The organism is Ruegeria sp. F12, from assembly GCF_056533885.1.
Map to the genome: position 1 here is coordinate 137,641 of NZ_JBQFOV010000007.1, position 25,211 is coordinate 162,851.

Below are 25,211 nucleotides of genomic sequence, written 5' to 3' on the forward strand. Positions count from 1 at the left end.
CCGTGTCGATGTCGTGTCAGACGTTGTTTGTCCATAGTGTGTGATTGGCTACCACCAGCTCGCCAAGACCGCCCGCGACACAGGCGTCGAACTTGATATCCACTGGCACCCATTCGAGCTGAACCCTCAGATGACAGAAGGCGGAGAGAACCTGCGCGACCATCTGGTACCGGAATACGGGACCACGTTGGAAGGCTCGAACCAGGCGAGAGCCCGCCTGACCGAGATGGGCGCGGCACTGGGATTCACGTTCAATTACGCCGATGACATGCGGATGTATAACACCTTCCGCGCGCATCAATTGATTGACTGTGTAGCCGAGCAAGGCAAAGGCCACGAAATGAAGCAGGCTCTCTTTTCGGCGTTCTTTACACGTCGCGAAAACGTCTCGGACGTACAGGTTCTGGCCGACGTGCCTGCAGGCATAGGGCTGAACCGAGCGGATGCGCTGGACATGTTGCAAAGCCAAGATCGAGCCAATCTCGTGCGCCAGAAAGAGCAATTCTGGATCAGCCAAGGTGTTCGGGACGTGCCCGCAATGGTGTTCGACCAACGTCACCTTGTGACCGGCGCACAGCGCGCGCAAAACTACGCCCGCATCTTGCTGGATCTACAAGACGACAGGGCCGCGTAAAACCCGTGAATACCGGGCCCTTCCGGCGCAAAAAACCACGATCGGACGGGTGTTGCCCGGCATGCCACCGCTGAGAAACCATAGCGGGGGTTGCATGACGTAAGTCTCCGCGACAACCTTTCTCTTGTAGAAAAAAACCTAGTCGGAGTGGCCGCATGTCGGCCACTATAGCCTTTCAATCTTGAAGAGTTCCCAATTTATGGCACTGCATGACCACCCCATGTGGCGAAAGCCCCAACATCACCAGGACCTCGACCACGCACATGATCATGTCCACTGGGCCGAGCTGTTCTACGACCTGATCCATGTCGTGACGATCTTTCTGCTGGGCAACTACTTGTCGCATCATCTTGATCTGCATGGTTTTCTTGTCTTCGCTGGGGTCTTCATCACGCTCTGGTACGCGTGGGGCGAACTCAGCATTTTCAACTCGATCTACGTCAGCACTGACTTCTGGCACCGGCTGATTATGGCCGTGATGATCTGCACGGTGATGTTCATGGCAGCGGCGATCCCGGCTATTGAAGGAAAGGGTTGGGTTTTCTTCGCGTTAGGATTTGCAGCGAACCGGGCCATGATCGCGGCGCTGTACTATCGCGCTCGGCGCGCCAATTCATCAGGCGAGTCAATGTCCTCGGCACAAATCCGCAATTTCTCTGTCTTTGCGGTGATCTTTGCGATTACAGCCTTTTTGCCCACACCTCTTGCTTACTGGGCGTTTGCCGCCGCAATGGTGGCTACACAGGCAATGTACATGATCCCCGGTGTAACAGTCCTGCGTTTCGAGAGGTTTGTCCCGCGCCTTGGTCATATGGCTGAGCGGTTTGCTCTGTTGACGTTGATCGTATTGGGGGAAGGTTTCTTCAAACTGGTCGTTACCCTGTCCGAAAAAGGAATTTACAAAGTATCACCGGACGTGTTGGTCAACTTCGTCATCGGCGGCGTCTCGATGTTCGTGATGTGTTGGGTCTATTTCGACTTTGTCGGCAATGCCAAACCAAAGGACAAAAAGGTATCGACGTTGGTCATCTGGTGGCTTGCGCACCTGATCTTGATGCTTTGCGGCGTCATGGTCGGCGTGGCTCTTGCTGCCGAGGTGAAAGTCGGATTTTGGGAACCATACCCAACAGAATATGCTGCCATTGGCTGTTTCGGACTTGCCGGTTACATCGCCATGCTGTGGGTGCTGCAAAACGTAATAGAACATCGTTTGGCGACGGATTTCGGGCGATGGGATGTGCGTGTATTCGGGATAGTGCTGGCAATCATCTGTTTCTTTGTCGTCCCACATGTCCCCTCCTTGGTTGGCAATCTGATCTGGGGGACAGCTTTGCTATCGCAAATCGCGATCCCCCTCACGCGCGCCTGGGCGCAGTTTCGACATGAGTGAGGCAGTCACAAGTTCGGGCTATCTAAGAAGGAAAGTATATTGGTGACTCGAGCGCCCGGACCGGGCGGCCATCGGTCCCTGGTTGCTTGAGATAGCACTGATTGCCCTAATCACGCTGAATGTGGCCGCCGTTATCCTAGAGACGGTCGATTCCATATACACCAGCTGGGGCCTGGCGCATTCTTTGCAGGTTTCTTCATCCTGATGGTGATGCTGGTCTTTGCGGCCAGCGGTGCTTGGCTGGCAGAGCACGAGGCGCAACCGGAGGCATTCGGCTCGATCCCAGCGGCGATGTGGTGGGCGATGGCAACGCTGACGACCGTTGGTTATGGCGACGTGACGCCCGTGACAGTTGCCGGTAAGGTCTTCGGCGCTGCGATCACGGTGATTGGCATTGGTATGGCTGCGTTGCCTGCAGGGATCATTGCCAGCGGCCTAAACGACCAGTTGCACCGCCGACGGGCCAGTCTGGAACGTGAATTTCGAAGGGCCTTGGAAGATGGCGATATCTGCGAAGCCGATGAGAAGGAAATCGACGCAGTTCGCAAGCAATTGGGTCTCTCGCGCCGCGCTGCAGATCATATCCGAAACCGCGTGCATGCCGAAACGATGCCACAGGTTGATCACTGTCCCACCTACGGTCAGCCAACGAAGCAAAGTGACAAGCCCTGAACGGTCACTTCCGTTCGGCACGCGTCAGCTTGACCGCCCGAACAAGCTGTCAACCGTGTCTGAGATTTGTTTTGAAAACCGAGCCGTCAATTCACTGGCCTGCGTTTTGCCGTACATCCCACCAATCGCATTCATTGAAATGGCAAAATACTGCACTGCTCCGATCAATTGAAATACCCGGGCGCGCAGTTCGGTTTCACTTGCTTCTTGCCCGACCGGGGTATGACTGGCGATCTCAATCAAACTGTCCAGATAGACCTTCATCGGCCAAACTTTGGCATTCGTCTGAACGTCTAGTAACGCTCGAACAGTCAGCCGCGCGTCATCGGGCAGCGATAAGTTGGACGCCAGAAATCGATCAAAATAGGTCTTTAGGTGCATCACTGGATCGGGCTGTTTCGCCGCTTCGATTTCAGCAAATTGCCTGTTGGCGAGACCGGATAGAACCTCGGAATACAGCTTTTGCTTCGTTCCGAAGAAATGCAACAAGGCCTGTTTTGATACACCTGCTTCGCCGGCCAAAGCGGCAAGGCTTGCGCCATGATATCCGTGGGTTGCAAACTGTTTTGAGGCGACCGTCAAATAGCCTGCCCTGGGATCGTTTTGCCTATTCATGGAACGCTCTCCTTTTGTGACGCTAGGTATCAGATGAATTTTGGCTTACCAAGTGGTAAGACGCTTACCGATTGGTAAGTGAGGGCGGATTGATGGACAGACAAACAGAAATCGAACTGATAAAAGAGATCATCGGACTGGCCGATCAGAAATCGGCTTTCCTGGATGATGCGATCGCGCATTCCCCGATTTCACGCTACTCCAGCTCGGAACGATTCGAGCGTGAGCGGGCTATGATCTTCACGCGGCGCCCTGTTATCGTCGCGCAAAGCTCGGAGCTTGAAGTGCCTCGTGCTTTTCTGACCAAACGGTTTTTAGACTTGCCTGTTTTGCTGACACGCGACGAAAATGGGAATGTTCGTGCTTTCCTTAACGTTTGCCGTCACCGCGGCGCGAAATTGGAACGCGAGGCAAAGGGCTGCAAGCGAGTCTTTACTTGCCCCTACCACGCCTGGAGCTGGACCAACGAAGGTGAATTGCGTGCAGTGCCGCAAGAAGCGCAGGGTTTTCCCGACCTTCCACGTGCTGAGCGCGGCCTGCGTCGATTGCCCTGCGCCGAGAAAAATGGGTTCATTTGGATCGTTGCAGACCCAGATATCGCTGAGATGCCGGATATTGATGGCTGGCTTGCGGGGATCGGTGCGGAGCTGGATTGGATCGGGCTGGATCAGCACCGTATCGCCGCGATCGAAGAGATTGACATTAAGGCAAACTGGAAGTTGTTGATGGAAGGTGGAATGGAAGCTTATCACTTCCGGGTCGCCCACAAGAACACGATAGGTCCCTATTTCCCCGACAATCTGCTGACCTACCAGATGTTCGGTCCGCATATGCGCGCAATTCTGCCTCGGATTTCAATGCCAGATATGCGCGATACGCCCGAAGACAAGTGGGAAATACGACGGGATGCCAATATGGTGTATACCTTGATGTCAAACTCTCAGCTTTTAGTGCAACAGGACCATGTTATGTGGTTCCATTTCGAACCCATTGCCCATGACTTGACCCATGTCCGAATGGCAACGCTGGTTCCACGTGCCTTGCCAGATACGGAGGAGATGCAAGCACATTGGGACAAGAACCAAAAAATCACAGTGACAGCATTGATGGAGGATTTCGAATTGGGCGAAGAAATCCAATCCGGCTTTGCCTCGCGCGGCAACCCAAGCCATCTATTCGGACGTTTCGAAGGCGCGCTACACCGATTTAACGCGAGCGTCGAAGAAATGCTTGCAGGCTAAAAACCATTGATCTTCTTGTTAGCGGCCTGGAAGCTCACAGCTACACGGGCTTTGTGCAGTCGTTCGCTGCGGAATGGCGCAGTTTTGTCAATTGAAGGTCCGCTAAGGGCTCGAACCGGACGCTCCTGGCGTCGCAGAAAATGCCCTTGCCTATTTCGTCGCCGCCCAAAACGTCCCCGGATGCATGATGATATCGAAATGCTGCAAGCCCTTTTGCAGATCGAAATTGACTGAATGCCCACCCTTGCGCAGCAGTTCAGCATAGTCCCGGCTTTGGCGAATGAATTCGGGTGTGTCTCGTTCGCCGACGGTTACTCGATAGCGCGGGCCGGGTGCTGGGAGGTGCAGGATGGGGGACAGGTCGTGCACTTCGACAGGGGTTAGTTGCAGAGGATCGTTGACGGGCGTCAGGCTGATCGGCTCCAGATCGTACACCCCGCTGATCAGGATCACATCGCGCACGCGCAGTCCGGCGCGGGCCAGCGCGTCAGCTGAGGTGGCCATGACCATCGCTGCCAGATGCGCCCCGGCGCTGTGACCAGACAGAGTGATGCGCGCAGGGTCAAACCCCAGATTACCGGCGTTTGCGGCCAGCCATAGCAGGGCGGTGCGGCATTCTTCGATCATGTCGCCGATCCGCGCATCGGGGGCCAGAGTGTAGTTGAGGGTGGCAAAGGATTGCTCGGCCTCGATCATCGCCGGGGCCACCATGGCGGATTCACGCTGGCTGAGCGCCTGCCAATAGCCGCCGTGGATGAACACATGCAACGGTGCGCCTGTGCCTTTTGCGGGGAAGAAATCCAGCACCTGCGTGGGGCTATCACCGTACGCGAGGTTCTCATGACAGTCCAATTGCGCCCGGTGCTGCGCGCTGAGCGCGGCCCAGCTTTCAACATAAGGCGTTAGGTCGCCGCCAATCATCGAGCGGGGGGAATATTCCTGATCCAGTTCGGCCTGTGTGAAACCTCGGTACAGCATGGGCTACTCCTGATCCGCATACATCAATTCGGTGCGTACATCGTAGAGATCATGAAAGAACCGCAAATCCAAGGCTTTGCGCAGGAATGAAACGCCGCTGGAACCTCCGGTACCCGGTTGGTTGCCGATTACGCGCTCGACCGCGGTGACGTGGTCAAAGCGCCAGCGCTGGAACAGGGATTCAACGTCCATCAGTTTTTCGGCCAGCGCATAGAGGTCCCAATACTGCGCGGTGTTGCGGAAGACCTGTACCCACAGTTTCACAACGCGCGGATCGCCTGAATAGGGCTGCGCATAGTCTCGGTCCAGCAGGTCCTGGGGCACATCAAATCCCTGCCGCGCCATCATCTGCAGCACTTCGTCATAGAGCGAAGGTTTGGTCAGCGCGGCGGTCAGCATCTGCATCACTTCGGGGTCATGTGCGTGTACTTTCAGGGTGGCGGCGTCCTTGTTGCCCAGAATGAACTCGATCTGACGGTAGCCATAGCTTTGGAACCCGGATGAACTGCCAAGGGCCTGCCGGAAGGTCATGTAATCGGCCGGGGTCATGGTCAGCAGGGTTTCCCACGCGGCGATCAACTGCCGCTGGATTGCCTTCACCCGGTCCAGATTCTTCATTGCCGGGCCGAATTCGTCCTGTTGCAGAAAGTGGCGCACCTCGACCAGTTGGTGGTGCATCAATTTCAGCCACAGTTCGCTGACCTGATGGATGATGATGAACAGCATCTCATCGGGTTGGGCCGGGTCCTGAAAGGTCTTTTGCAAGTTCAGAAGCGTCTTGAGCTGAAGGAAGTCGCCATAGCTCTTGCGGTGGGTCTGGGTGAAATCGGTTACAAGGGATGGTTCGATCCCACGTTCCAGATATCTGTCGGTCTTGTCGCTCATGACGCCCCCTTGATGCGGTATTTCGCACCTGTCTAAGGCGCCATTTTGCAACTATCCAGTGTGTCAGGTCCAGTCCAGCACCACCTTGCCCGATTGGCCGGACTTCATCGCGGCGAAGCCGTCGGCAAAGTCGTCGACTTTCATCTGGTGCGTGATCACTCGGCTGACATCCAGACCGTTCTGCAGCATGGCGATCATCTTGTACCAGGTTTCAAACATCTCACGGCCATAGACGCCTTTGATGGTGATCGCTTTGAACACGATGCGCGACCAGTCGACGGGCGATTTGCCGGGCGGAATCCCCAGCAGGGCGATCTTGCCGCCCATCACCAGTGCCTCGACCATCTGGTCCAACGCGGCTTGCGAGCCCGACATTTCCAGCCCCACATCGAACCCCTGCGTCATACCAAGATCCGCGATAACATCTTGCAGGTCTTCATTCGAGACATCGACGCTGCGCACGGTTGGCACCACATGTTCGGCCAGTTTCAGGCGGTCGGGGTTGATATCGGTGATCACCACATGGCGCGCACCGGCATGGCGGGCCACGGCTGCCGCCATTATGCCGATGGGGCCAGCGCCGGTGATCAGAACATCCTCGCCCAGCAGATCAAAGCTGAGCGCGGTGTGAACGGCATTGCCCAGCGGATCGAGGATTGCCCCGATCTCATCCGGGATATCGTCTGGCAGCGGCACCACGTTAAAGGCGGGCAGTTTCAGGTATTGGGCAAAGGCACCCTGTTCGTTCACGCCAATTCCGCGCGTGCCTGGGTCCAGATGGAACTTGCCAGCGCGACTTTGGCGACTGTCATTGGTGATCAGATGCCCTTCGCCCGAGCATCTTTGACCGACTGCCAGACCGGTCACGTTGGGCCCCAATTCCACGATCTCACCGGCGAATTCATGGCCAGTGATCATCGGAACCGGCACCGTGGCCGAGGCCCATTCATCCCAGTTCCAGATATGAATGTCGGTGCCGCAGATGCCAGTCTTGTTGATGCGGATCAGAACTTCATCCGGGCCGATCTCGGGTACCGGGGCCTGTACCATCCACAGCCCCTCTTCGGGTTTGGATTTCTCAAGCGCTTTCATGGTGTTGGGTCGCATCGGATTACTCCCACAAATCGGTCGACAGGTATTTCAACCCGCTGTCACACATCACAATCGCAACGCAGCCGCCCTTTTCCGGGCCGCGCAGCAGCTGGATCGCGCCGGCGAGGTTCGCACCTGCCGAGTAGCCCGCGAAAATGCCTTCGGTTCGGGCCAGTAACCGCGCCCCATCCCGCGCCGCGTCGCCTGACACGGACAGATGCCCTGCCAAAGAGGTGCCGTTCAGATGAACCAGATCACCCATTGCGTATCCGCCACCCTGAATTGGGTGATCGGGGTTGGTGATGGCTTCGCCAGCGATGGCCCGTGCGCCTTCGGGTTCCACGGCATAGCAGCGTACGCCATGCGGCGTCAGATAGGCGGCGGCCCCGGCCAGAGTACCGCCAGAGCCCGCAAAATCGCAAAAGGCCGTGACGGTGCCGCCGGATTGCTCCCAGATTTCGGGTCCAGTGCCGGTTGCGTGGGATTTGGGATTGCCGGAATGGCCGAATTGATCGGCCCGGAAGGCGTTACGCTCGGCCGTGATGCGTTGCGCGGCCTCGTCCACCAGCGCCAAATCCGCGCCCGATACCTCGCCAGGTTTGCTGCCCTCGGCTTGCGGCACGATCACAACTTCTGCCCCAAGGGCGCGCATCATCCGCGCCCGTTCGACCGAGTTTCCGGCGCTCATCACCGCTACAAAAGGATGCCTCAGAATTCCGCAGACAATCGCCAGCCCGGTGCCCATATTGCCCGAGGTCAGCTCGACCACCGTCTGCCCCGGTGACAGGGTGCCATCCGCGCGGGCCAGTTCGATGATCGACCTTGCGGCGCGATCCTTTTTCGAGAACCCCGGCAACAGGTAATCCAGCTTGGCCAGAATGCGGCCCTCCAGACCTAGGTGCTGACAGACGCGCGACAGGTCAACAAGCGGTGTATTCCCAATCGCGTCGATGACAGAGGGCAGGATCACGAAATCACTCCTAGTTCTTTGCCGACCTTGCCAAACGCGGCCAAGGCGCGGTCCAACTCGTCGCGGGTCAGCGCCGCGTTCATTTGTGTTCTGATCCGCGCCTGTCCGCGCGGGACGACCGGGAAGAAAAAGCCCGAGATATATACGCCCTCGTCAAACAGCCTGTTGGCCATGTCCTGCGCCAGCGTCGCCTCGCCCAGCATCACTGGGATGATCGGGTGTTCGCCGGGCAGCAGGTCAAAGCCCAGTTTTTCCAGACCTTCCCGCCAGTATTTGGCGTTGCCGAACAGTTGGGCGCGCAGCATGTCGCCTTGTTCGACCAGACGGATCGCTTCAAGCCCGGCGGCGACGATCGAAGGCGGCAGCGAGTTCGAGAACAGATAGGGCCGCGCCCGCTGCCGCAGCAGGTCGATCACTGGCTGCGGCCCGGCGATATAGCCGCCGATTGCCCCCCCAAGTGCCTTGCCCAAAGTTCCCGTCAGAATGTCCACATCGACGCCGAAATGATCCGGCGTGCCGGCACCGTTCGGCCCCATGAAGCCGGTGGCGTGGCAGTCATCGACCATGACGATTGCGTCATACATATCGGCCAGTTCACGGATTTTTGGCAAGTTGGCCAGATAGCCATCCATGGAAAACACGCCGTCGGTGGCGATCATGATATGCCGCGCCCCATCCGCGCGCGCCTGTTTCAGCCACGCCTCCAGATCGTTCATATCGTTGTTCATGTAGCGATAGCGCTTGGCCTTGCACAGCCGTACCCCGTCGATGATCGAAGCGTGGTTCAGACTATCCGAGATGATGGCGTCCTCAGGACCCAGTAGCGGCTCGAACAGTCCGCCATTCGCATCGAAACAAGCTGCAAACAAGATCGCATCATCCTTGTTCAGGAACTGCGCCAGCTTCTGTTCCAGCTCGCGGTGGATGTCTTGTGTACCGCAGATGAACCGGACCGAGGCCATGCCGAACCCTTTGGGGCCCATCGCACCAACGGCGGCGTCGATCAGCGCAGGGTGATCGGCAAGACCCAGATAGTTATTGGCGCACAAGTTTATGACCTGCTTGTCGCCCACCGTAATCTCACCGCCCTGAGGCGAGGTGATCATGCGTTCGCGTTTATACAGACCCTCGGATTCGATCTGCGAAAGCGTGTCCGTGATGTGTGATAGGAATGCATTTGCCATCTGGGCCTCCATAGCTCCCCGGTTTCTATCATAGCGGATGCATTTCCGAAATAGAAGAATTGCAGTATTACGGAAAATTTTCTTACATTACGGATTGAAGGAAGCTTTAAGTGATAACTTTTTGCTGAACTCAATGTGATCCACTTTTTTCCACGCCGCGTATTCATTTGCATATCAACTGGGAGGGAAACGATATGACTAAGATCTCAACAGTCGCGGCATTGGCTCTGATGTTCGGTGCAACAGCGGCTTTCGCAGGGCCTGGCAAAGGCAATACCGGTGGTGGTAACAGTGGGCTTGCTCAGTCGATGGCCGGGGCTGTTTCAGGTGGCGCGGCCACACTCGGTCGGGACTTTGGAAGCAAAGGCAAAGGCACTGCTTCGGCGGTGAGCGGCGGCGGAAATGGCGGCTGGGGCAATATTGGAAGCAGTCTCAGCAGCATTACCGGTACAGACGGTCAGGTGTCCAACCGTGGAGGAACCCGCGGCGCAAACGACCTACCCGACGAGTAATAATTTATCAATCCGGACTGGCCGCCTGTTCAGGCGGCCGGTCGATCCTATAGACCGGTTTTCACAATTAGAAAAACGCGTGCCGGTCCATTATGTGCAATGATCGAGTGCGCAACATCCGCTGCATAACGCCCTGTGTCGCCTTGATGCAGAACCTCAGTTGCGGTGCCTGATTCAATCTCGACCGATCCCATCAAAACAGTCAAATGTTCACGAGAGCCTTTTGCATGCGGTTGGCTGGTCAGTTTTCCGTCCGGCTCGAACCAGATATCGTACACTTCGTGCCCACCGGCATCTTCTGGCGGGGAGAGGATGCCGATCCGACAGCCATACCCCATATTGTCGATACTGGGCACATCCGACTGTTTCAGTACTTCAATTGTGTCGCCCTGAACCTCTTCATCCAAAAGCCCGGCAAAGTCTACATTCAGCGCGCGTGTCAGGTTCCACAATGTCGCAATGGTGGGGCTGCTTTCCCCGCGTTCGATCTGGCTGACCATGGAGCGGGACACGCCGCTGAGGTTGGCGACGGCCTCAAGCGACAGGCCTTTGGCGCGGCGCGCTTCTTTCAGGCGGGCAGGCAGGCGTGTCAGGATATCGTCTGTGGTTTCCGTCATTACGGAAACTCATGCGCCTTTGGAGGAGCGATGTCAATTCTGCTTGTGACGGTACGTCGTATAGGACAGCTACGCTGCAGGACGTAATAGTGCCGCCAGACCCAAGAGGAGATGAGATATGAAAGACATCGTTATTCTGGATGGTGCCCGCACCGCGGTTGGTACGTTTGGCGGGGCACTGGCCTCGACCGCGCCGATTGATCTGGCGACCGTTGTGACTGAGGCCGCGATGGAGAAGTCGGGCGTCGAAGGTGGTCAGATCGGCAATGTTGTGTTCGGCCATGTGATCAACACAGAACCGCGTGATATGTATCTGTCTCGGGCCGCTGCCAAACAGGCGGGAATTCCGGTCGAAACGCCTGCGATGAACGTGAACCGACTATGCGGTTCGGGTGCGCAGGCGATTGTGTCGGCAGTGCAGTCGCTGATGTTGGGTGATGCAGATTTTGCTGTGGCCGGTGGTGCCGAAAGCATGTCGCGCAGCCCCTATATCCTACAGCAGGCGCGCTGGGGTGCAAAAATGGGCGATATCAAGTCGCTGGACATGATGCTGGGTGCGCTGAATTGTCCGTTTGGCACTGGTCATATGGGTGTCACGGCTGAGAACGTCGCGGATGAGCACCAGGTCACGCGCGAGCAGATGGATGAGTTCGCCTTGACCAGCCAGACCCGTGCTGCTGCGGCGATTGAGGCTGGGTACTTCCAGAGCCAGATCACGCCGGTTCAGGTCAAAGTCAAGCGCGACATGGTCGATTTCGTGGTCGACGAGCATCCCAAGACGACCTCAATCGAGGCGCTGGCAGGTCTGCGCCCGGCGTTCAAGAAGGATGGTCGGGTGACGGCGGGCAATGCGTCGGGCATCAACGACGGTGCGGCGGCGATGGTTCTGGCCACGGCTGATGCGGCTGAAAAGGCGGGTCTGAAGCCCAAGGCGCGTATTCTGGGCTATGGCCACGCCGGTGTGCGCCCTGAGGTGATGGGTATTGGTCCGGTGCCTGCGGTGCAGAACCTGTTGGCCCGAACGGGTCTGTCGATCGAAGATTTCGACGTGATCGAGAGCAACGAAGCCTTTGCCTCGCAGGCGCTAGCGGTGAACAAGGAGCTGGGGCTGGACGCGACCAAGGTGAACCCGAATGGCGGCGCGATTGCGCTGGGCCACCCGGTGGGGGCAACCGGGGCGATCATCACGCTGAAAGCGCTGTATGAGCTGGAACGCATCGGCGGCTCGAAAGGTCTGGTGACCATGTGTATTGGCGGCGGTCAAGGTATCGCCATTGCATTCGAACTGCTCTGATCTGAGACCGTGTCGGGGGGGCTGTCTGCCCCCCTTCGCGCCTTTGGGCGCGAATCCCCCCAAGGATATTTTCAGCCAGATGAAGGGCGGATCGGTTTCAGCTGAGCACCGAAAGAATCAGCACGATGGCCGCGCCTGCGGCGGCTCCGATCGTTGCAGGAAGCGCCGCGGACCAGAAGCGAGCAGACTTGGGGTCGTCTTTTTGGGTTTGGGCGATCAGCGCGTTTTCGACTAGCGCAGGCAGGCGGGGGCCGAAACGGGCAAGGACCAGTGCAGTTTTGCTGAAATCGCGCAGGGCGGCACGGGGGCCGATGGATTTCTTGATGTAGTCCTCGACCACGGGGCGGGCGACTTCCCAGATGTTAACCTGCGGGTCGAGCGAACGGGCCACGCCTTCGACTACAACCATTGTACGTTGCAGCAGGATAAGTTCGGTGCGGGTTTCCATACCGAAACGTTCGGTCACTTCGAACAGGTAATTCAGCAGACGGCCCATCGAGATATGGGTGGCGTCCATGCCGAAGATGGGCTCTCCGACTGCGCGCAGGGCGCGGGCGAACTCGTCGACATCTTGATTGGCGGGGACATAGCCCGCTTCGAAATGCACCTCGGCAACCCGTTTGTAGTCGCGGCGAATAAAGCCAAAGAGGATTTCGGCGTAAACCCGGCGGGTATATTCGTCGATATGCCCCATGATGCCGTAGTCATAGGCGATGATATCGCCATTGGCCGCGACCTTGAGGTTGCCTTGATGCATGTCGGCGTGGAAATAGCCGTCACGAAGCGCATGCAACAGGAAAAGCCGCAGGACGCGTTCGCCCAGATCGCGACGGTTATGATTGGCTGCGTCCAAGGCGTCATTGTCGCCCAACGGGATACCGTCCGCCCAGCTAAGGGTCATGACCCTGCGGGCAGAGAGCGACCAAACCACCGGAGGCAGCCAGAACCCGGAATCATCCTTGGTGTTGGCGGCGTATTCCGAGGCTGCGGCGCTTTCCAGACGCAGGTCCAGTTCGCCCCGCACGACACCGTCGAAATGTTCGATCACCTCCATTGGGCGCAAGCGGCGTGCACCGGGGGCGAAGAGCTGCACGATGCGGGCGGCGAAATAGAAGGCGTCCACATCCTTGCGGAAGGCGCGTTCGATGCCGGGGCGCAGGACTTTGACGGCGACATTCTCACCGTTACTAGTCAGCTTGGCCTTGTGAACCTGCGCGATGGAAGCCGCGGCGATTGGTTCGCTGAATTCCGAAAACACCTCATCCACGGGTTGGCCAAGTTCTTTGGCGACTTCGGCCATAGCTTCATCGCGGGAAAATGGGGGCAGTTTGTCTTGCAGCACGCGCAATTGGGCGGCCAGTTCATTGCCGACCACGTCGGGGCGGGTCGAAAGCACCTGACCGAATTTGATATAAGCCGGACCCAGCGCCGTCAGGGCGCGGGTGGCGGGGGGCATGTCGGGGTCGCCCTTGTAGCCCAGCCATTGAAAAGGTTTGCCCAGAGCGTGGGCTACAAAGCGAAGCGCAGGCGGAGCCTCGAACGCGTCCAGCACCACGCTCATGGCGCCCGTGCGCTCCAGCGTGGCGCCTGTGCGGATCAGGCGGATGATGTTGTGAGGGCCGCGCATTTAGATCTTCCAACCGGAATGCAGCGCGGCGATACCCATGCTGAGATTGCGGTATTTGGCGTTTTCGAACCCGGCCGCGCGGACCATGCCCAGAAACGTTTCCTGATCGGGGAATTTGCGGATCGATTCGACCAGATATTGATAGCTGTCGTAGTCATTGGCGATCAGCTTGCCCATGCGCGGGATGACATTGAAGCTGTAGAGGTCATAGAGCTTTTGCAGCCCGTCATTCGGTAACTGGCTGAACTCCAGTACCATCAGGCGGCCGCCGGGTTTCAGCACACGGTAGGCTTCGTTCAGCGCCTCTTGCGGGCGGGTCACGTTTCTGATGCCGAAGGAAATCGTGTAGACGTCGAAGGTGTTGTCCTCGAAGGGCAGGGACATGGCGTCGCCCACCACCCAGTTCAGGCTGTCGGCCATCTGATCTGCTTCGGCGCGTTGGCGGCCTTCGACCAGCATCGGCTCGGTCAGGTCCAGAACGGTGGCGTGGCCGTGCCCCGCGCGCTTGAGGAAACGAAAGGAAATGTCTCCGGTACCGCCCGCGACATCCAGAAGGCGCTGACCGGGGCGCGGAGCCAGCCAGTCCATCATCGCGTCTTTCCAGACCCGATGGATCCCCATCGACATGACATCGTTCATCACGTCATATTTCGAGGCAACCGAGTTGAACACGCCTTGCACACGCCCGGCCTTTTCAGCCTCGCGTACGGTTTCGAACCCGAAATGAGTGGTCTTGTCGCTGTTGTCGGACATAAGCCTTGCCGTTCGTCGAATTTCGCCTCTGTTATAGGGCCATAAGAGGCGGGCACAATGCGGCCCTTTGGAATAGGAGCCATCTAATGCCCGAATTGCCCGAGGTCGAGACAGTAAGACGCGGTTTGACCCCGGCGATGGAGGGGGTGGTGATCGAACGCGCCGATGTGAACCGTCCCGATCTGCGCTGGCCCTTCCCCGACCGTATGGCCGAGCGGCTGACGGGGCAGCGGATAGATCGGTTGCGGCGGCGGTCAAAATACATTCTGGCCGATCTTTCCAGCGGCGAGACCTTGCTGATTCATCTGGGCATGTCGGGGCGGATGACGGTCTCGGGCGATCCGTTGGGTCAGTTCGTGCATGATCATCCTGCGGCGCAAAAACATGACCATGTGGTCTTTCACATGGCTAATGGTGCGCGCGTCACCTTTAACGACCCGCGCCGGTTCGGGGCGATGGACCTGTTGCCCACCGCGAATGCCGAGGCGCATAAGCTGCTCTCGGTTCTGGGGCCGGAACCCTTGGGCAATGATTTTCACGAGCAGCACCTGATTGATGCGTTCATGGGCAAGAACACCCCTGTCAAATCCGCACTGCTGGATCAGGGAATCGTTGCCGGATTAGGGAATATCTATGTCTGCGAGGCGCTTTATCGCGGCAGAGTGTCGCCACGTCGCAAGGCTGGGAAAATTTCGACGCCGCGTGTTGCAGCACTGGTCCCGATTATCCGGCAGGTCCTGCAAGATGCCATTCAGGCCGGCGGGTCGTCCCTGCGTGATTTCCGTCAAGCCGATGGAGAACTTGGATATTTTCAGCACAGCTTTGATGTCTACGGGCGCGAAGGCGAACCCTGCCGCACCGAAGGCTGCGGCGCGCCGATCAAGAGAATCACCCAGTCCGGTCGCTCATCCTTCTATTGCGCGCAATGCCAAAGATAACTTGATCCAGCTTTTGCGCGTGATAATGAATCGTATCTGAACGGAACAACCGGAAGCTTACACCTCATGGCTTTTGAGACGATCATCGTCGAAATCGAAGACCACGTCGCTCTTATCAAGCTGGACAGACCCGATGCCCTGAACGCGCTGAATTCGCAGCTTATCGGCGAATTGTGCGCGGCATTGGAAGATGCCGATAGCAATGACAAGGTGCGCTGCATCGTCATCACCGGCTCGGACAAGGCATTTGCTGCAGGCGCGGACATCAAGGAAATGTCCACGATGAGCTTTGTCGACGTCTACACTACGAATCTGTTTGCGGATCTGAACGACCGCATGACGGCCATCCGCAAGCCGATCATTGCAGCCGTGGCAGGCTATGCGTTGGGCGGTGGGTGTGAACTGGCGATGCTATGCGATTTCATCATCGCCGCGGACAGCGCCAAGTTCGGCCAGCCCGAGATCAATCTGGGCGTGATCGCAGGTTTGGGCGGCAGCCAGCGACTGACCCGCTTCGTGGGCAAGTCCAAGTCGATGGACATGAACCTGACCGGTAGGTTCATGGACGCGGACGAAGCAGAACGAGCCGGTCTTGTCAGCCGCGTGGTGCCGGCCAAGAAACTTCTAGAAGAGGCGATGGCCGCGGCACAGAAGATCGCAGAGAAGTCTCAGCTGAGTGCAATGGCCGCGAAAGAGGCGGTCAACCGCAGCTACGAACTGACGCTGAGCGAGGGGATGCTGTTCGAACGCCGCGTCTTCCATTCGATGTTTGCGACAGAAGACCAGAAAGAAGGCATGGCTGCGTTCCTTGAAAAGCGGGCCGCGCAATTCCGCGACAAGTAAGCTTGCGGCAGATCGGATCAGGCGGGCAGGCCCGCCTTTTTCATGCCTGATATGCGGGTGCAAGAATCTGCTTGGCAAACCCCGGCAGTTTGGATAGTAACCGCCGCTATACATGCGCGTGCGGCCCGCTTGGCCCGACTCACACTCGTGATTTCTGATCCGGTGCGGATAATTCCGTGGCGCGCAACCCTAGATAACCGTACCGAACAAAGGTCAGAGACACATGGCTAACTCGCCCCAGGCAAAGAAACGCGCACGTCAGAACGAAAAGCGTTTTGCAATCAACAAAGCGCGCCGTTCGCGCATCCGCACCTACCTGCGCAAAGTTGAAGAAGCGATCGCTTCCGGAGACAAAGACGCAGCAACTGCTGCCCTGCGCGCAGCACAACCCGAACTGATGCGCGGCGTCACCAAAGGCGTTTTCCACAAAAACACCGCATCGCGTAAAATGTCGCGGCTGTCGGCCCGCGTCAAAGCGCTGGGCTGAGTCGCACAGTGACCGCTGGTGACCTTAGGTCACGTAAGCAAGACTGATCTATTTAAAGGGCGTCGCGCAGTGCGGCGCCCTTTCTGCTGTTGCCAGAATACCGCGTCCTCACGAAACCGAGAGATTCTTTCGCCCCCAGACCCGAGTCAATATCAGAGTTTCGTTGCCCCGAGCGTCACCCTCTTGCTACCACTGTTTTAGCGATTCACTCGCTTGGGGGGACAGGCTGTTTCACCGACCGGACTGACGGGCATCAGGATGGTCAGGGAACGATTGTCGGCAACCGGTTGCACCGGATTGCCGGTCTGCTGTGGGACTTGGCGCACCAAGAACCTAGGCCCTGTCGAAAATTGAGATTGCGAGCCACGACCCGGTTTTCGGGGCGATCCGGTTATGGAACGTCTGCGAAATTGGTCTGTGCAGGCTTTCTGGGACGAAGGCGCCGAACTTTGCGGGTTCGGCGGGTTGATATCCTTTTGCGAGTGAGCGTCAGAACCGGGCAACCGGACACATTAATAAGGCCGACAGGCCAATAAAGAATGGGATGCGTGAGGCGCTGAATGACACAAGAGAAATGGGGACTACTGCAAAACAATTTGCTCAAGGCAATCGGCAAGAACAATTACACGACCTGGATTGAACCTCTGCAATTCCAAGAAGTTCAGGATGGCGTTGCGGTGTTCTCGGTGCCGACGAACTTTATGGGCAATTACGTCAGCCAGAATTTTGCCGACCTGATTCTGTATGAGATGAATACATCCGGGGAATCCGTTCAGCGTCTGGCCTTTCGGGTCGCGGCCAACTCGCCTGCGCGCCCTTCGGTCGAAGCTACACCTGCGGTCGAAGTCCCGCAGGATGAGCCTCTGTCGCAGCAGGCCGCCGTCGGAAATGAGGCGCTTGAGTCCCTGCAGGCTGCTCCGCTGGATACCCGTTTTACCTTTGATACGTTTGTTGTCGGCAAACCCAACGAATTGGCCCATGCCGCCGCGCGCCGCGTGTCCGAAGGCGGTCCGGTGACCTTCAACCCGCTGGTTCTGTATGGTGGTGTTGGTCTGGGTAAAACCCACCTGATGCACGCCATTGCGTGGGAGTTGAAGACCAAGCGCCCTGATCTGAACGTGCTGTACCTGTCAGCAGAACAGTTCATGTATCGTTTCGTTCAGGCCCTGCGCGAACGCCGGATGATGGATTTCAAACACCTGTTCCGCTCGGTCGACGTGCTGATGGTTGATGACGTGCAGTTCATCGCAGGCAAGGATTCCACGCAGGAAGAGTTCTTTCACACCTTCAACGCGCTGGTGGATCAGAACAAACAGATCATCATCTCGGCCGACCGTGCGCCGGGTGAGATCAAGGATCTGGAAGACCGTGTCAAATCGCGCCTGCAATGTGGTCTGGTTGTGGATCTGCATCCCACTGACTATGAGCTGCGTCTGGGCATTTTGCAGAACAAGGTACAGCACTATAGCGCCACCTATCCCGACCTGCAGATCGCTGATGGCGTGCTGGAATTTCTGGCCCACCGCATCTCGACCAATGTGCGGGTGCTGGAAGGTGCGCTGACCCGTCTGTTTGCTTTTGCCTCGCTGGTAGGTCGCGAGATCGATATGGAACTGACGCAGGATTGTCTGGCTGACGTGCTGCGTGCCTCAGAGCGCAAGATCACCGTCGAGGAGATTCAGCGCAAAGTGTCCGAATACTACAACATCCGTCTGTCGGATATCATCGGCCCCAAGCGCTTGCGGTCTTATGCTCGCCCGCGTCAGGTGGCGATGTACCTGTGCAAGCAGTTGACCAGCCGCTCGCTGCCCGAGATCGGGCGTCGGTTTGGCGGGCGCGACCACACCACCGTTATGCATGGTGTGAAGCGCATCGAAGAGCTGAAGACCACCGACGGTCAAATCGCCGAAGACGTGGAAATGCTGCGCCGCGCTCTGGAGGCGTAGGACGTATCTTCAGAAAACAGGAAAACGCCCCGGAGCCTCACATCCGGGGCGTTTTCTTGTGCGATAAACTCCACGGTTGATTGGGAACTGTGCCCAAGCGGCCACGTGGCCCTTGACCCTTTGGGCAATCCGACTCAGAAATCCATAAAAAATCCTTGTGCCTCAGGGTGGAACCGCTAACGTGCCAGTCCCGCCCCTATCGGCACGCAAGTCAGAGGAATTAAGGGTATGAAGATCAGCATCGAACGCGGCACCCTTCTGAAGGCAGTTTCGCAGGCCCAATCCGTTGTGGAGCGTCGCAACACCATTCCGATACTAGCCAATGTGCTGATCGAGGCCGAAGGTGATCAGGCCATGTTCCGCGCCACCGATCTGGATATCGAGGTGGTCGACAAGGCCCCTGCGCAGGTAGAACGCGCGGGCGCGACCACAGTGGCCGCCACCACCTTGCATGAAATTGTGCGGAAACTGCCCGATGGCGCGCTGGTTACGCTGACAGCTGACAGCGCCGCAGGGCGTCTGACGGTCGAGGCCGGGCGGTCGAACTTCTCGCTGGCGACGCTGCCGAAAGAGGATTTCCCGGTGATGGCGTCCTCGGAATATCAATCGAACTTTACAGCCTCTGCGGCGCTGCTGCGGCGGCTGTTCGACAAGTCGAAATTTGCAATCTCGACGGAAGAGACGCGCTATTATCTGAACGGCGTATATATGCATGTGGCCGATGGGTCAGATGGCGGCAAGGTGCTGCGCTGTGTGGCCACCGATGGGCATCGTCTGGCGCGCATCGATGCGGACTTGCCTGATGGGGCGGCAGACATGCCCGGCGTGATCGTACCGCGTAAAACCGTAGGTGAGCTGCGGAAGCTGCTGGACGATGACGAGATGGACATCGCTGTCTCGGTCAGCGAGACGAAAGTGCGTTTTGCTACTCCCGATATCACGCTGACTTCCAAGGTGATCGACGGCACCTTCCCCGACTACACTCGTGTTATTCCGCAAGGCAACACGCGCCAGTTGGAAGTGGATGCCGCCGAGTTCGCTCAGGCTGTGGACCGGGTGGCGACCGTCTCGTCCGAACGCTCGCGCGCGGTGAAGTTGCAGTTGGATGCGGATAAACTGGTTTTGTCGGTCAATGCGCCCGATAGCGGTGCGGCTGAGGAAGAACTGGCCGTAGCATATGGCGATGAGCGGCTGGAGATCGGGTTCAACGCGAAATACCTGCTGGAGATTGCGTCTCAAGTGGATCGCGAGAATGCGGTGTTCCTGTTCAATTCGGCCGGTGATCCAACCCTGATGCGCGAGGGCAATGACCAAAGCGCGGTTTATGTTGTCATGCCGATGCGCGTCTAGTCGCGCTGGCGCGCGATGCCTCCGGCGGAGGTATTTTTGAACAGAAGAAGGGAGGGGTCATGGGATTGGCCCTGACCGAGCTTACGGTCTCGCATTTTAGGTCTCATAAGCTGGCGCGTTTGTCTCTGGATGGGCGGCCGGTGGCGATCCATGGGCCGAACGGGGCCGGGAAGACCAATATTCTGGAAGCGGTGTCGTTGTTTTCGCCCGGTCGCGGCATGCGGAGGGCGAGTGCCGCTGAGATGACGCGACGACCCGAAGCGCTGGGGTGGAAGCTGTCAGGCCTGCTGAACGCACAGGGGCAAGGCTATGAGATCGAGACATGGTCCGAAGGGGGCGCTGCGCGGCAGGTTCGGATTGATGACAAGGCGGCCAGTCAGATTGATCTGGGCAAGCTGGCGCGCGTGGTCTGGCTGATCCCGTCGATGGATCGACTGTGGATCGAAGGGGCTGAGGGGCGACGGCGGTTTCTGGATCGTATTGCGCTGAGTTTTGATCCCGCCCATGCCGAGGCTTCACTGACCTATGAAAAGGCAATGCGCGAACGCAACCGCCTGCTGAAAGAGCAGGTGCGAGATGCCCATTGGTATGCCGCGTTAGAAGGGCAGATGGCCGAGACCGGGCACCGCATCCACGCGGCGCGTCTGGCGGCCTTGGATCACTTGCGCGCGGCGCAGGAGCAGGCCGAAACCGCGTTTCCGTCCGCTGATCTGGAGCTGGTTCAGTCCGAAGGCGCGATGCCGGACACAGTCGAGGACCTGCGCGAGGCGCTGAATGAAAGCCGGTTTCGCGATCTAGCGGCGGGGCGGACCTTGGTGGGGCCGCATCGATCGGACCTGTACGGTGTGTTCGCGGCCAAGGGCGTTCCGGCCAAGGATTGCTCGACCGGAGAGCAAAAGGCCCTGCTGGTCTCGCTGATCCTGTCGAATGCGCGGGCGCTGGCGGGGATGGTGGGTGCACCGCCGATTGTGCTGCTGGATGAGGTGGCCGCCCATCTGGATGCCGGACGGCGGGCCGCGCTCTATGACGAGATTTGCGCCTTGGGTGCGCAGGCCTGGATGACGGGCACCGGGCCTGAGCTGTTTGTGGAACTGGGCGACCGGGCCCAGACGCTGGTTGTGACCGAAAGCGACGGGGCCTCGGTTGTCGCTTAGGCAGGTTCGCTGACCTTGCGTTCCCACAGGAAGCCGCGCATCACCTGATCGACCGGGGTTTGCGCCATGTGATTCATGTAGTTCGACATGGTTTTCTGAGCCAGACCCAGCACCACGTCCAGCACCGCGCGGTGCGAGTAACCTGCGTCAAAGAAGGCTTGCAGCTGTTCCTCGCTCGGGTTGCCGCGGCTTTGCATCACTTGCAGGGTGAATGTGCGCAGTGCCTCAAGCTTGGCGGACGGCAGCGGGGTTTCGTTGCGCAGCGCCTCGGTGATTTCGTCCGAGACCTTCATCATCTTGGCGATGCCGGTATGGGCGGGCACGCAGTAGTGGCATTCGTTTTCCACGTTGATGGTCTGCCATACGACGGTTTTCTCGTCATTGTCGAAATCGGTTTGCAGAAACAGGTGGTGCAGCATCTGGTAAGCTTCCAGGTGCTGGGGGCTTTCGGCCATCACCTTGTGCAGGCCGGGCAGGCGCCCAAATGCGGCCTGCGACTTTTCCAGCAGCGGTTTGGACCCTTCGGGCGCTGTTTCGAGGTCATGAGAGGGGAAGTTTGCCATGTCAAAGCTCCTGTTTCTGGCGAAGTGAATCACATTTAGGCTTTCTTGAGTGATCACTCAAGTATATATTTGAGCAAACGTTCAAGAATTGGTGACGGCGATGCCAAGAAAACCCTCATACGACCGGGATGCGCTGATTGCGCAGGCGCGGGATATATTCTGGCGACAGGGGTGGGCCGGCACGTCGCTGAAAGATCTAGAACGCGCGCTGAACCTGAAACCCGGCAGTTTTTATGCCGCATTCGGGTCGAAGGATGCGCTTTACGCACTGACGTTAGAGCGATACGCGCAGGACGGCGTAGCGCGTCTGATGGCAATGGCCGATGAGATGGGTCCGTTGCGGGCACTAAAAGCGCAACCGCATGTGGTGATCGACGCGGGCGCTGTGCCGACGCATGCCTGTATGCTGGCCAAGACCTATGCGGAATTGCAGGCCAAAGGTCATGAGTTGGCGGACAAGGCGAGTGGCCACATGGTCGAGATGAAAGAGTGTTTCGCCACGCTCTTCCGTCGTGCCCAGCAAGCCGGAGAGATCGGGCCGGATCACGACCCGGATCGGCTGGCTGCACGGTATCAGTCGGACATTCTGGGCCTGCGATTGTCCGCCGAACGCAACGATGTGAATGCCGCAGAAATCGCCGCAGATATCGCGGCGGATTTGGACCGGCTTTGATCGGCCGAAAACGGCAGAGAAAACCACAAAATCTTGGGGGAGCGCGTGACATTCCCCACCAGAAAACGTATAAGTTACCAAAATAATATAGGTACTAACGGCATGTCCGACGACGCACAGGCACCACAGGAATACGGCGCTGATTCCATTAAAGTTCTCAAAGGCTTAGAAGCTGTTCGCAAACGTCCAGGTATGTATATCGGGGATACAGATGATGGCTCGGGTCTGCACCATATGGTGTATGAGGTCGTCGACAACGGAATTGATGAGGCGCTGGCCGGTCACGCCGACCATGTAACCGTAAAAATCCACGCCGATTCCAGTGTTTCAGTCAGCGACAATGGGCGCGGGATTCCGGTGGATATTCACCCCGAAGAGGGTGTGTCCGCCGCTGAGGTCATCATGACCCAACTGCACGCGGGCGGTAAGTTTGACAGCAACTCGTACAAGGTGTCGGGCGGTCTGCACGGCGTGGGTGTCTCGGTGGTGAACGCCCTTTCCGATTGGCTAGAGCTGCGCGTCTGGCGCAACGGCAAGGAACATGTGGCGCGCTTTGAAGGTGGTGAGACGTCGGAGCACTTGAAGGTGGTTCAGGAATGCGGTGAACAGACCGGGACCGAAGTGCGGTTTCTGGCCTCGACCGATACGTTCTCGAACCTGAACTACTCGTTCGAGACGCTGGAAAAACGCCTGCGCGAGCTGGCTTTCCTGAACTCGGGTGTGCGGATCATCCTGATCGACGAACGCCCGGCTGAGCGGCTGGAGACCGAGTTGTTCTATGAGGGTGGCGTTAAGGAATTCGTCAAATATCTTGACCGGTCCAAGACGCCTGCGATGCCCGAACCGATCTATATCAAGGGCGAGCGCGATGACATCGGCGTGGAAATCGCGATGTGGTGGAATGACAGCTACCATGAGACGGTTCTGCCCTTTACCAACAACATCCCCCAGCGCGATGGCGGAACGCACGTGGCGGGCTTCCGGGGTGCTTTGACCCGGACAATCAACAACTATGCGCAGTCCAGCGGGATCGCGAAAAAGGAAAAGGTCAGCTTTACCGGAGACGACGCACGCGAAGGTCTGACCTGCGTGTTGTCGGTCAAAGTACCTGATCCGAAATTCTCATCCCAGACCAAGGACAAGCTGGTGTCGTCCGAGGTGCGCCCGGCGGTCGAAGGTCTGATGAACGAAAAGCTGGCTGAGTGGTTCGAGGAAAACCCGAACGAAGCCAAAGGGATTGTCGGCAAGATCATCGAGGCCGCGCTGGCCCGTGAGGCCGCCCGCAAGGCGCGCGAACTGACCCGCCGCAAGACGGCGATGGACGTGAATTATCTGGCCGGCAAGCTGAAGGATTGTTCCGAGAAGGACCCTTCGAAGACCGAAGTTTTTCTGGTCGAGGGGGACTCGGCCGGTGGTTCTGCCCAAACGGGTCGAGACCGTCTGACCCAAGCCGTTCTACCGCTGCGTGGTAAGATTCTGAACGTCGAACGCGCGCGGTTTGACCGGATGCTGTCGAGCCAAGAGATCGGCAATCTGGTCATGGCGCTCGGCACCGGCATTGGCCGGGATGAGTTCAACATCGAAAAGCTGCGCTACCACAAGATCGTCATCATGACGGATGCCGATGTGGACGGCGCGCATATTCGGACTCTGCTGTTGACCTTCTTCTACCGGCAAATGCCAGAGCTTATCGAAGGTGGATACCTTTATATCGCGCAGCCACCGCTCTATAAGGTTTCGCGTGGTAAATCAGAGGTTTACCTGAAGGATCAGGCGGCTCTGGATGACTACCTGATCAATCAAGGGGTCGAGGGCGCGGTGCTGAAGCTGGGCTCGGGCGAGGAAATCATCGGGCAGGACCTGACTCGCGTGGTCGATGAAGCGCGTCAGTTGAAACGTGTTTTGGACGCCTTCCCAACCCACTACCCGCGTCACATTCTGGAACAGGCTGCGGTGGCAGGTGCCTTTGTGCCCGGTGCGGTCGATGCCGACCTGCAAGGCGTCGCGGACAAGGTGGCCGCTCGTCTGGACCTGATCGCGCTGGAATATGAACGCGGCTGGCAGGGCCGGATCACACAGGATCACGGCATTCGTCTGGCCCGCATCCTGCGCGGCGTCGAGGAGGTCCGTACACTGGACGGCCCCATGCTGCGGTCTGGTGAGGCACGCAAAACCGGCAGCTTCACGCAAAGCCTGCAAGAGGTCTACAACACCCCCGCCACCCTGATCCGCCGCGACCGGACGCAGGCCATCCACGGCCCGCTGGACCTGTTGCGCGCCATTCTGGAAGAAGGCGAAAAGGGCCTGTCTCTGCAGCGCTACAAGGGTCTGGGCGAAATGAACCCTGATCAGCTGTGGGAAACCACGCTGGATCCAGATGCACGTACACTGTTGCAGGTCCGCGTGGATGACATGGTCGAGGCGGATGACCTGTTCACCAAACTAATGGGCGATGTAGTCGAACCGCGCCGAGAATTCATCCAGCAAAATGCGCTAAGCGTGGAAAATCTGGATTTCTAGGGATGTTGTAGGTGCGCCCATAGCTTTGCATTTCGCCCAAAGATTTGCATTTTTGGCCCAAAACTCTGGGCGTATTAATCTTCAACTTCCTTAGTTCGAGGTTCTATATCTTCGGGTCTCATTCTTTGCTTGTTTAGCGCCATCGCCATATTTCCGGGGAAGGTTTTCGGATGGCCGCTCCCAGCCCAAACCAGACATTCATCAGCAAGCTTTGTTGATCCCGAGGAGCGGATTGGTCCGTTCATGCAACGATGCTACCAAAAGTGGAAACCG

The 25,211-nt window shown here is 58.0% G+C and carries 24 protein-coding genes; 14 read left to right on the forward strand and 10 right to left on the reverse strand.

Annotation, left to right across the window (positions count from 1 at the left end; all coding sequences use genetic code 11):
* Positions 1 to 40: 40 nt before the first annotated feature.
* The 3 genes from ACR0CA_RS11935 (at position 41) to ACR0CA_RS11945 (ending at position 2,696) form a co-directional block, all read left to right on the forward strand.
* A complete protein-coding gene (locus ACR0CA_RS11935; RefSeq protein WP_480899224.1) occupies positions 41 to 634 on the forward strand; it encodes a DsbA family oxidoreductase in 594 nt (197 codons plus the stop codon).
* Positions 635 to 833: 199 nt separating this feature from the next.
* A complete protein-coding gene (locus ACR0CA_RS11940) occupies positions 834 to 2,024 on the forward strand; it encodes a low temperature requirement protein A (protein ID WP_480899227.1) in 1,191 nt (396 codons plus the stop codon).
* A gap of 198 nt (positions 2,025 to 2,222) precedes the next feature.
* Positions 2,223 to 2,696: a potassium channel family protein gene (locus ACR0CA_RS11945; protein WP_480899247.1), complete on the forward strand. Its 474-nt coding sequence runs from the start codon at positions 2,223 to 2,225 to the stop codon at positions 2,694 to 2,696.
* Between the two features lie 24 nt (positions 2,697 to 2,720).
* On the opposite strand, the gene ACR0CA_RS11950 is transcribed toward ACR0CA_RS11945, so the two are convergent.
* Positions 2,721 to 3,278 (reverse strand): TetR/AcrR family transcriptional regulator, encoded by a 558-nt coding sequence (locus tag ACR0CA_RS11950; protein WP_480876243.1) that lies wholly within the window; start codon positions 3,276 to 3,278, stop codon positions 2,721 to 2,723.
* A gap of 125 nt (positions 3,279 to 3,403) precedes the next feature.
* On the opposite strand from ACR0CA_RS11950, the gene ACR0CA_RS11955 reads away from it, so the two are divergent.
* Positions 3,404 to 4,552, forward strand: a complete 1,149-nt coding sequence (locus tag ACR0CA_RS11955) for an aromatic ring-hydroxylating oxygenase subunit alpha (protein WP_480551696.1) — start codon at positions 3,404 to 3,406, stop codon at positions 4,550 to 4,552.
* A 150-nt stretch (positions 4,553 to 4,702) separates the two neighbouring features.
* Here ACR0CA_RS11955 and ACR0CA_RS11960 read toward each other — a convergent pair whose 3' ends face one another.
* The 5 genes from ACR0CA_RS11960 to ACR0CA_RS11980 all read right to left on the reverse strand — a co-directional run bounded on the left by ACR0CA_RS11960 (position 4,703) and on the right by ACR0CA_RS11980 (position 9,661).
* Entirely contained in the window at positions 4,703 to 5,530 is an 828-nt protein-coding gene (locus ACR0CA_RS11960) for an alpha/beta hydrolase (RefSeq protein ID WP_170770934.1), read from the reverse strand.
* A 3-nt stretch (positions 5,531 to 5,533) separates the two neighbouring features.
* Positions 5,534 to 6,415 (reverse strand): tryptophan 2,3-dioxygenase, encoded by an 882-nt coding sequence (locus tag ACR0CA_RS11965; RefSeq protein ID WP_170790071.1) that lies wholly within the window; start codon positions 6,413 to 6,415, stop codon positions 5,534 to 5,536.
* 63 nt (positions 6,416 to 6,478) lie between these two features.
* Positions 6,479 to 7,507: an L-threonine 3-dehydrogenase gene (tdh, locus tag ACR0CA_RS11970; protein ID WP_480899249.1), complete on the reverse strand. Its 1,029-nt coding sequence runs from the start codon at positions 7,505 to 7,507 to the stop codon at positions 6,479 to 6,481.
* Positions 7,508 to 7,526: 19 nt separating this feature from the next.
* Positions 7,527 to 8,477, reverse strand: a complete 951-nt coding sequence (locus tag ACR0CA_RS11975) for a PLP-dependent cysteine synthase family protein (RefSeq protein ID WP_480899230.1) — start codon at positions 8,475 to 8,477, stop codon at positions 7,527 to 7,529.
* Positions 8,474 to 9,661 carry a glycine C-acetyltransferase gene (locus ACR0CA_RS11980; protein WP_480899232.1) on the reverse strand — a complete coding sequence of 396 codons (1,188 nt, stop codon included), beginning with the start codon at positions 9,659 to 9,661 and terminating at the stop codon, positions 8,474 to 8,476. The genes ACR0CA_RS11975 and ACR0CA_RS11980 overlap by 4 nt, the downstream gene beginning before the upstream one ends.
* A gap of 194 nt (positions 9,662 to 9,855) precedes the next feature.
* Between ACR0CA_RS11980 and ACR0CA_RS11985 the strand changes: the two genes are divergently transcribed.
* Entirely contained in the window at positions 9,856 to 10,173 is a 318-nt protein-coding gene (locus ACR0CA_RS11985) for a hypothetical protein (RefSeq protein ID WP_170786457.1), read from the forward strand.
* A gap of 47 nt (positions 10,174 to 10,220) precedes the next feature.
* Here ACR0CA_RS11985 and ACR0CA_RS11990 read toward each other — a convergent pair whose 3' ends face one another.
* Entirely contained in the window at positions 10,221 to 10,790 is a 570-nt protein-coding gene (locus ACR0CA_RS11990; protein ID WP_480899234.1) for a helix-turn-helix domain-containing protein, read from the reverse strand.
* 118 nt (positions 10,791 to 10,908) lie between these two features.
* On the opposite strand from ACR0CA_RS11990, the gene ACR0CA_RS11995 reads away from it, so the two are divergent.
* A complete protein-coding gene (locus tag ACR0CA_RS11995; RefSeq protein WP_170790068.1) occupies positions 10,909 to 12,084 on the forward strand; it encodes an acetyl-CoA C-acyltransferase family protein in 1,176 nt (391 codons plus the stop codon).
* 97 nt (positions 12,085 to 12,181) lie between these two features.
* Here ACR0CA_RS11995 and ubiB read toward each other — a convergent pair whose 3' ends face one another.
* The gene (gene ubiB / locus ACR0CA_RS12000; protein WP_480899235.1) at positions 12,182 to 13,711 is read right to left on the reverse strand and encodes a 2-polyprenylphenol 6-hydroxylase; all 1,530 of its coding nucleotides are present in this window, start codon (positions 13,709 to 13,711) and stop codon (positions 12,182 to 12,184) included.
* Complete coding sequence (gene ubiE, locus ACR0CA_RS12005) at positions 13,712 to 14,464, reverse strand: bifunctional demethylmenaquinone methyltransferase/2-methoxy-6-polyprenyl-1,4-benzoquinol methylase UbiE (protein ID WP_480551709.1); 753 nt, start codon at positions 14,462 to 14,464, stop codon at positions 13,712 to 13,714. It abuts the gene before it with no gap.
* 86 nt (positions 14,465 to 14,550) lie between these two features.
* On the opposite strand from ubiE, the gene mutM reads away from it, so the two are divergent.
* The 6 genes from mutM (at position 14,551) to recF (ending at position 21,182) form a co-directional block, all read left to right on the forward strand.
* The gene (gene mutM / locus ACR0CA_RS12010) at positions 14,551 to 15,402 is read left to right on the forward strand and encodes a bifunctional DNA-formamidopyrimidine glycosylase/DNA-(apurinic or apyrimidinic site) lyase (protein ID WP_170786465.1); all 852 of its coding nucleotides are present in this window, start codon (positions 14,551 to 14,553) and stop codon (positions 15,400 to 15,402) included.
* A gap of 66 nt (positions 15,403 to 15,468) precedes the next feature.
* The gene (locus ACR0CA_RS12015) at positions 15,469 to 16,245 is read left to right on the forward strand and encodes an enoyl-CoA hydratase (protein ID WP_170790064.1); all 777 of its coding nucleotides are present in this window, start codon (positions 15,469 to 15,471) and stop codon (positions 16,243 to 16,245) included.
* Positions 16,246 to 16,468: 223 nt separating this feature from the next.
* Positions 16,469 to 16,732 (forward strand): 30S ribosomal protein S20, encoded by a 264-nt coding sequence (rpsT, locus tag ACR0CA_RS12020; RefSeq protein ID WP_170351928.1) that lies wholly within the window; start codon positions 16,469 to 16,471, stop codon positions 16,730 to 16,732.
* A gap of 560 nt (positions 16,733 to 17,292) precedes the next feature.
* On the forward strand, positions 17,293 to 18,678 hold the full coding sequence (gene dnaA, locus ACR0CA_RS12025) for a chromosomal replication initiator protein DnaA (RefSeq protein WP_480504139.1): 1,386 nt from the start codon (positions 17,293 to 17,295) through the stop codon (positions 18,676 to 18,678).
* A gap of 228 nt (positions 18,679 to 18,906) precedes the next feature.
* Positions 18,907 to 20,028, forward strand: a complete 1,122-nt coding sequence (gene dnaN / locus ACR0CA_RS12030) for a DNA polymerase III subunit beta (RefSeq protein WP_170770910.1) — start codon at positions 18,907 to 18,909, stop codon at positions 20,026 to 20,028.
* A 59-nt stretch (positions 20,029 to 20,087) separates the two neighbouring features.
* On the forward strand, positions 20,088 to 21,182 hold the full coding sequence (gene recF, locus ACR0CA_RS12035; RefSeq protein ID WP_480859610.1) for a DNA replication/repair protein RecF: 1,095 nt from the start codon (positions 20,088 to 20,090) through the stop codon (positions 21,180 to 21,182).
* Here recF and ACR0CA_RS12040 read toward each other — a convergent pair.
* Complete coding sequence (locus ACR0CA_RS12040; RefSeq protein WP_170786474.1) at positions 21,179 to 21,745, reverse strand: carboxymuconolactone decarboxylase family protein; 567 nt, start codon at positions 21,743 to 21,745, stop codon at positions 21,179 to 21,181. The genes recF and ACR0CA_RS12040 overlap by 4 nt on opposite strands.
* 100 nt (positions 21,746 to 21,845) lie before the next feature.
* On the opposite strand from ACR0CA_RS12040, the gene ACR0CA_RS12045 reads away from it, so the two are divergent.
* Positions 21,846 to 22,418 carry a TetR/AcrR family transcriptional regulator gene (locus ACR0CA_RS12045; RefSeq protein ID WP_480859611.1) on the forward strand — a complete coding sequence of 191 codons (573 nt, stop codon included), beginning with the start codon at positions 21,846 to 21,848 and terminating at the stop codon, positions 22,416 to 22,418.
* A gap of 102 nt (positions 22,419 to 22,520) precedes the next feature.
* A complete protein-coding gene (gyrB, locus tag ACR0CA_RS12050) occupies positions 22,521 to 24,938 on the forward strand; it encodes a DNA topoisomerase (ATP-hydrolyzing) subunit B (protein ID WP_480899239.1) in 2,418 nt (805 codons plus the stop codon).
* The last annotated feature ends 273 nt before the right edge of the window (positions 24,939 to 25,211 follow it).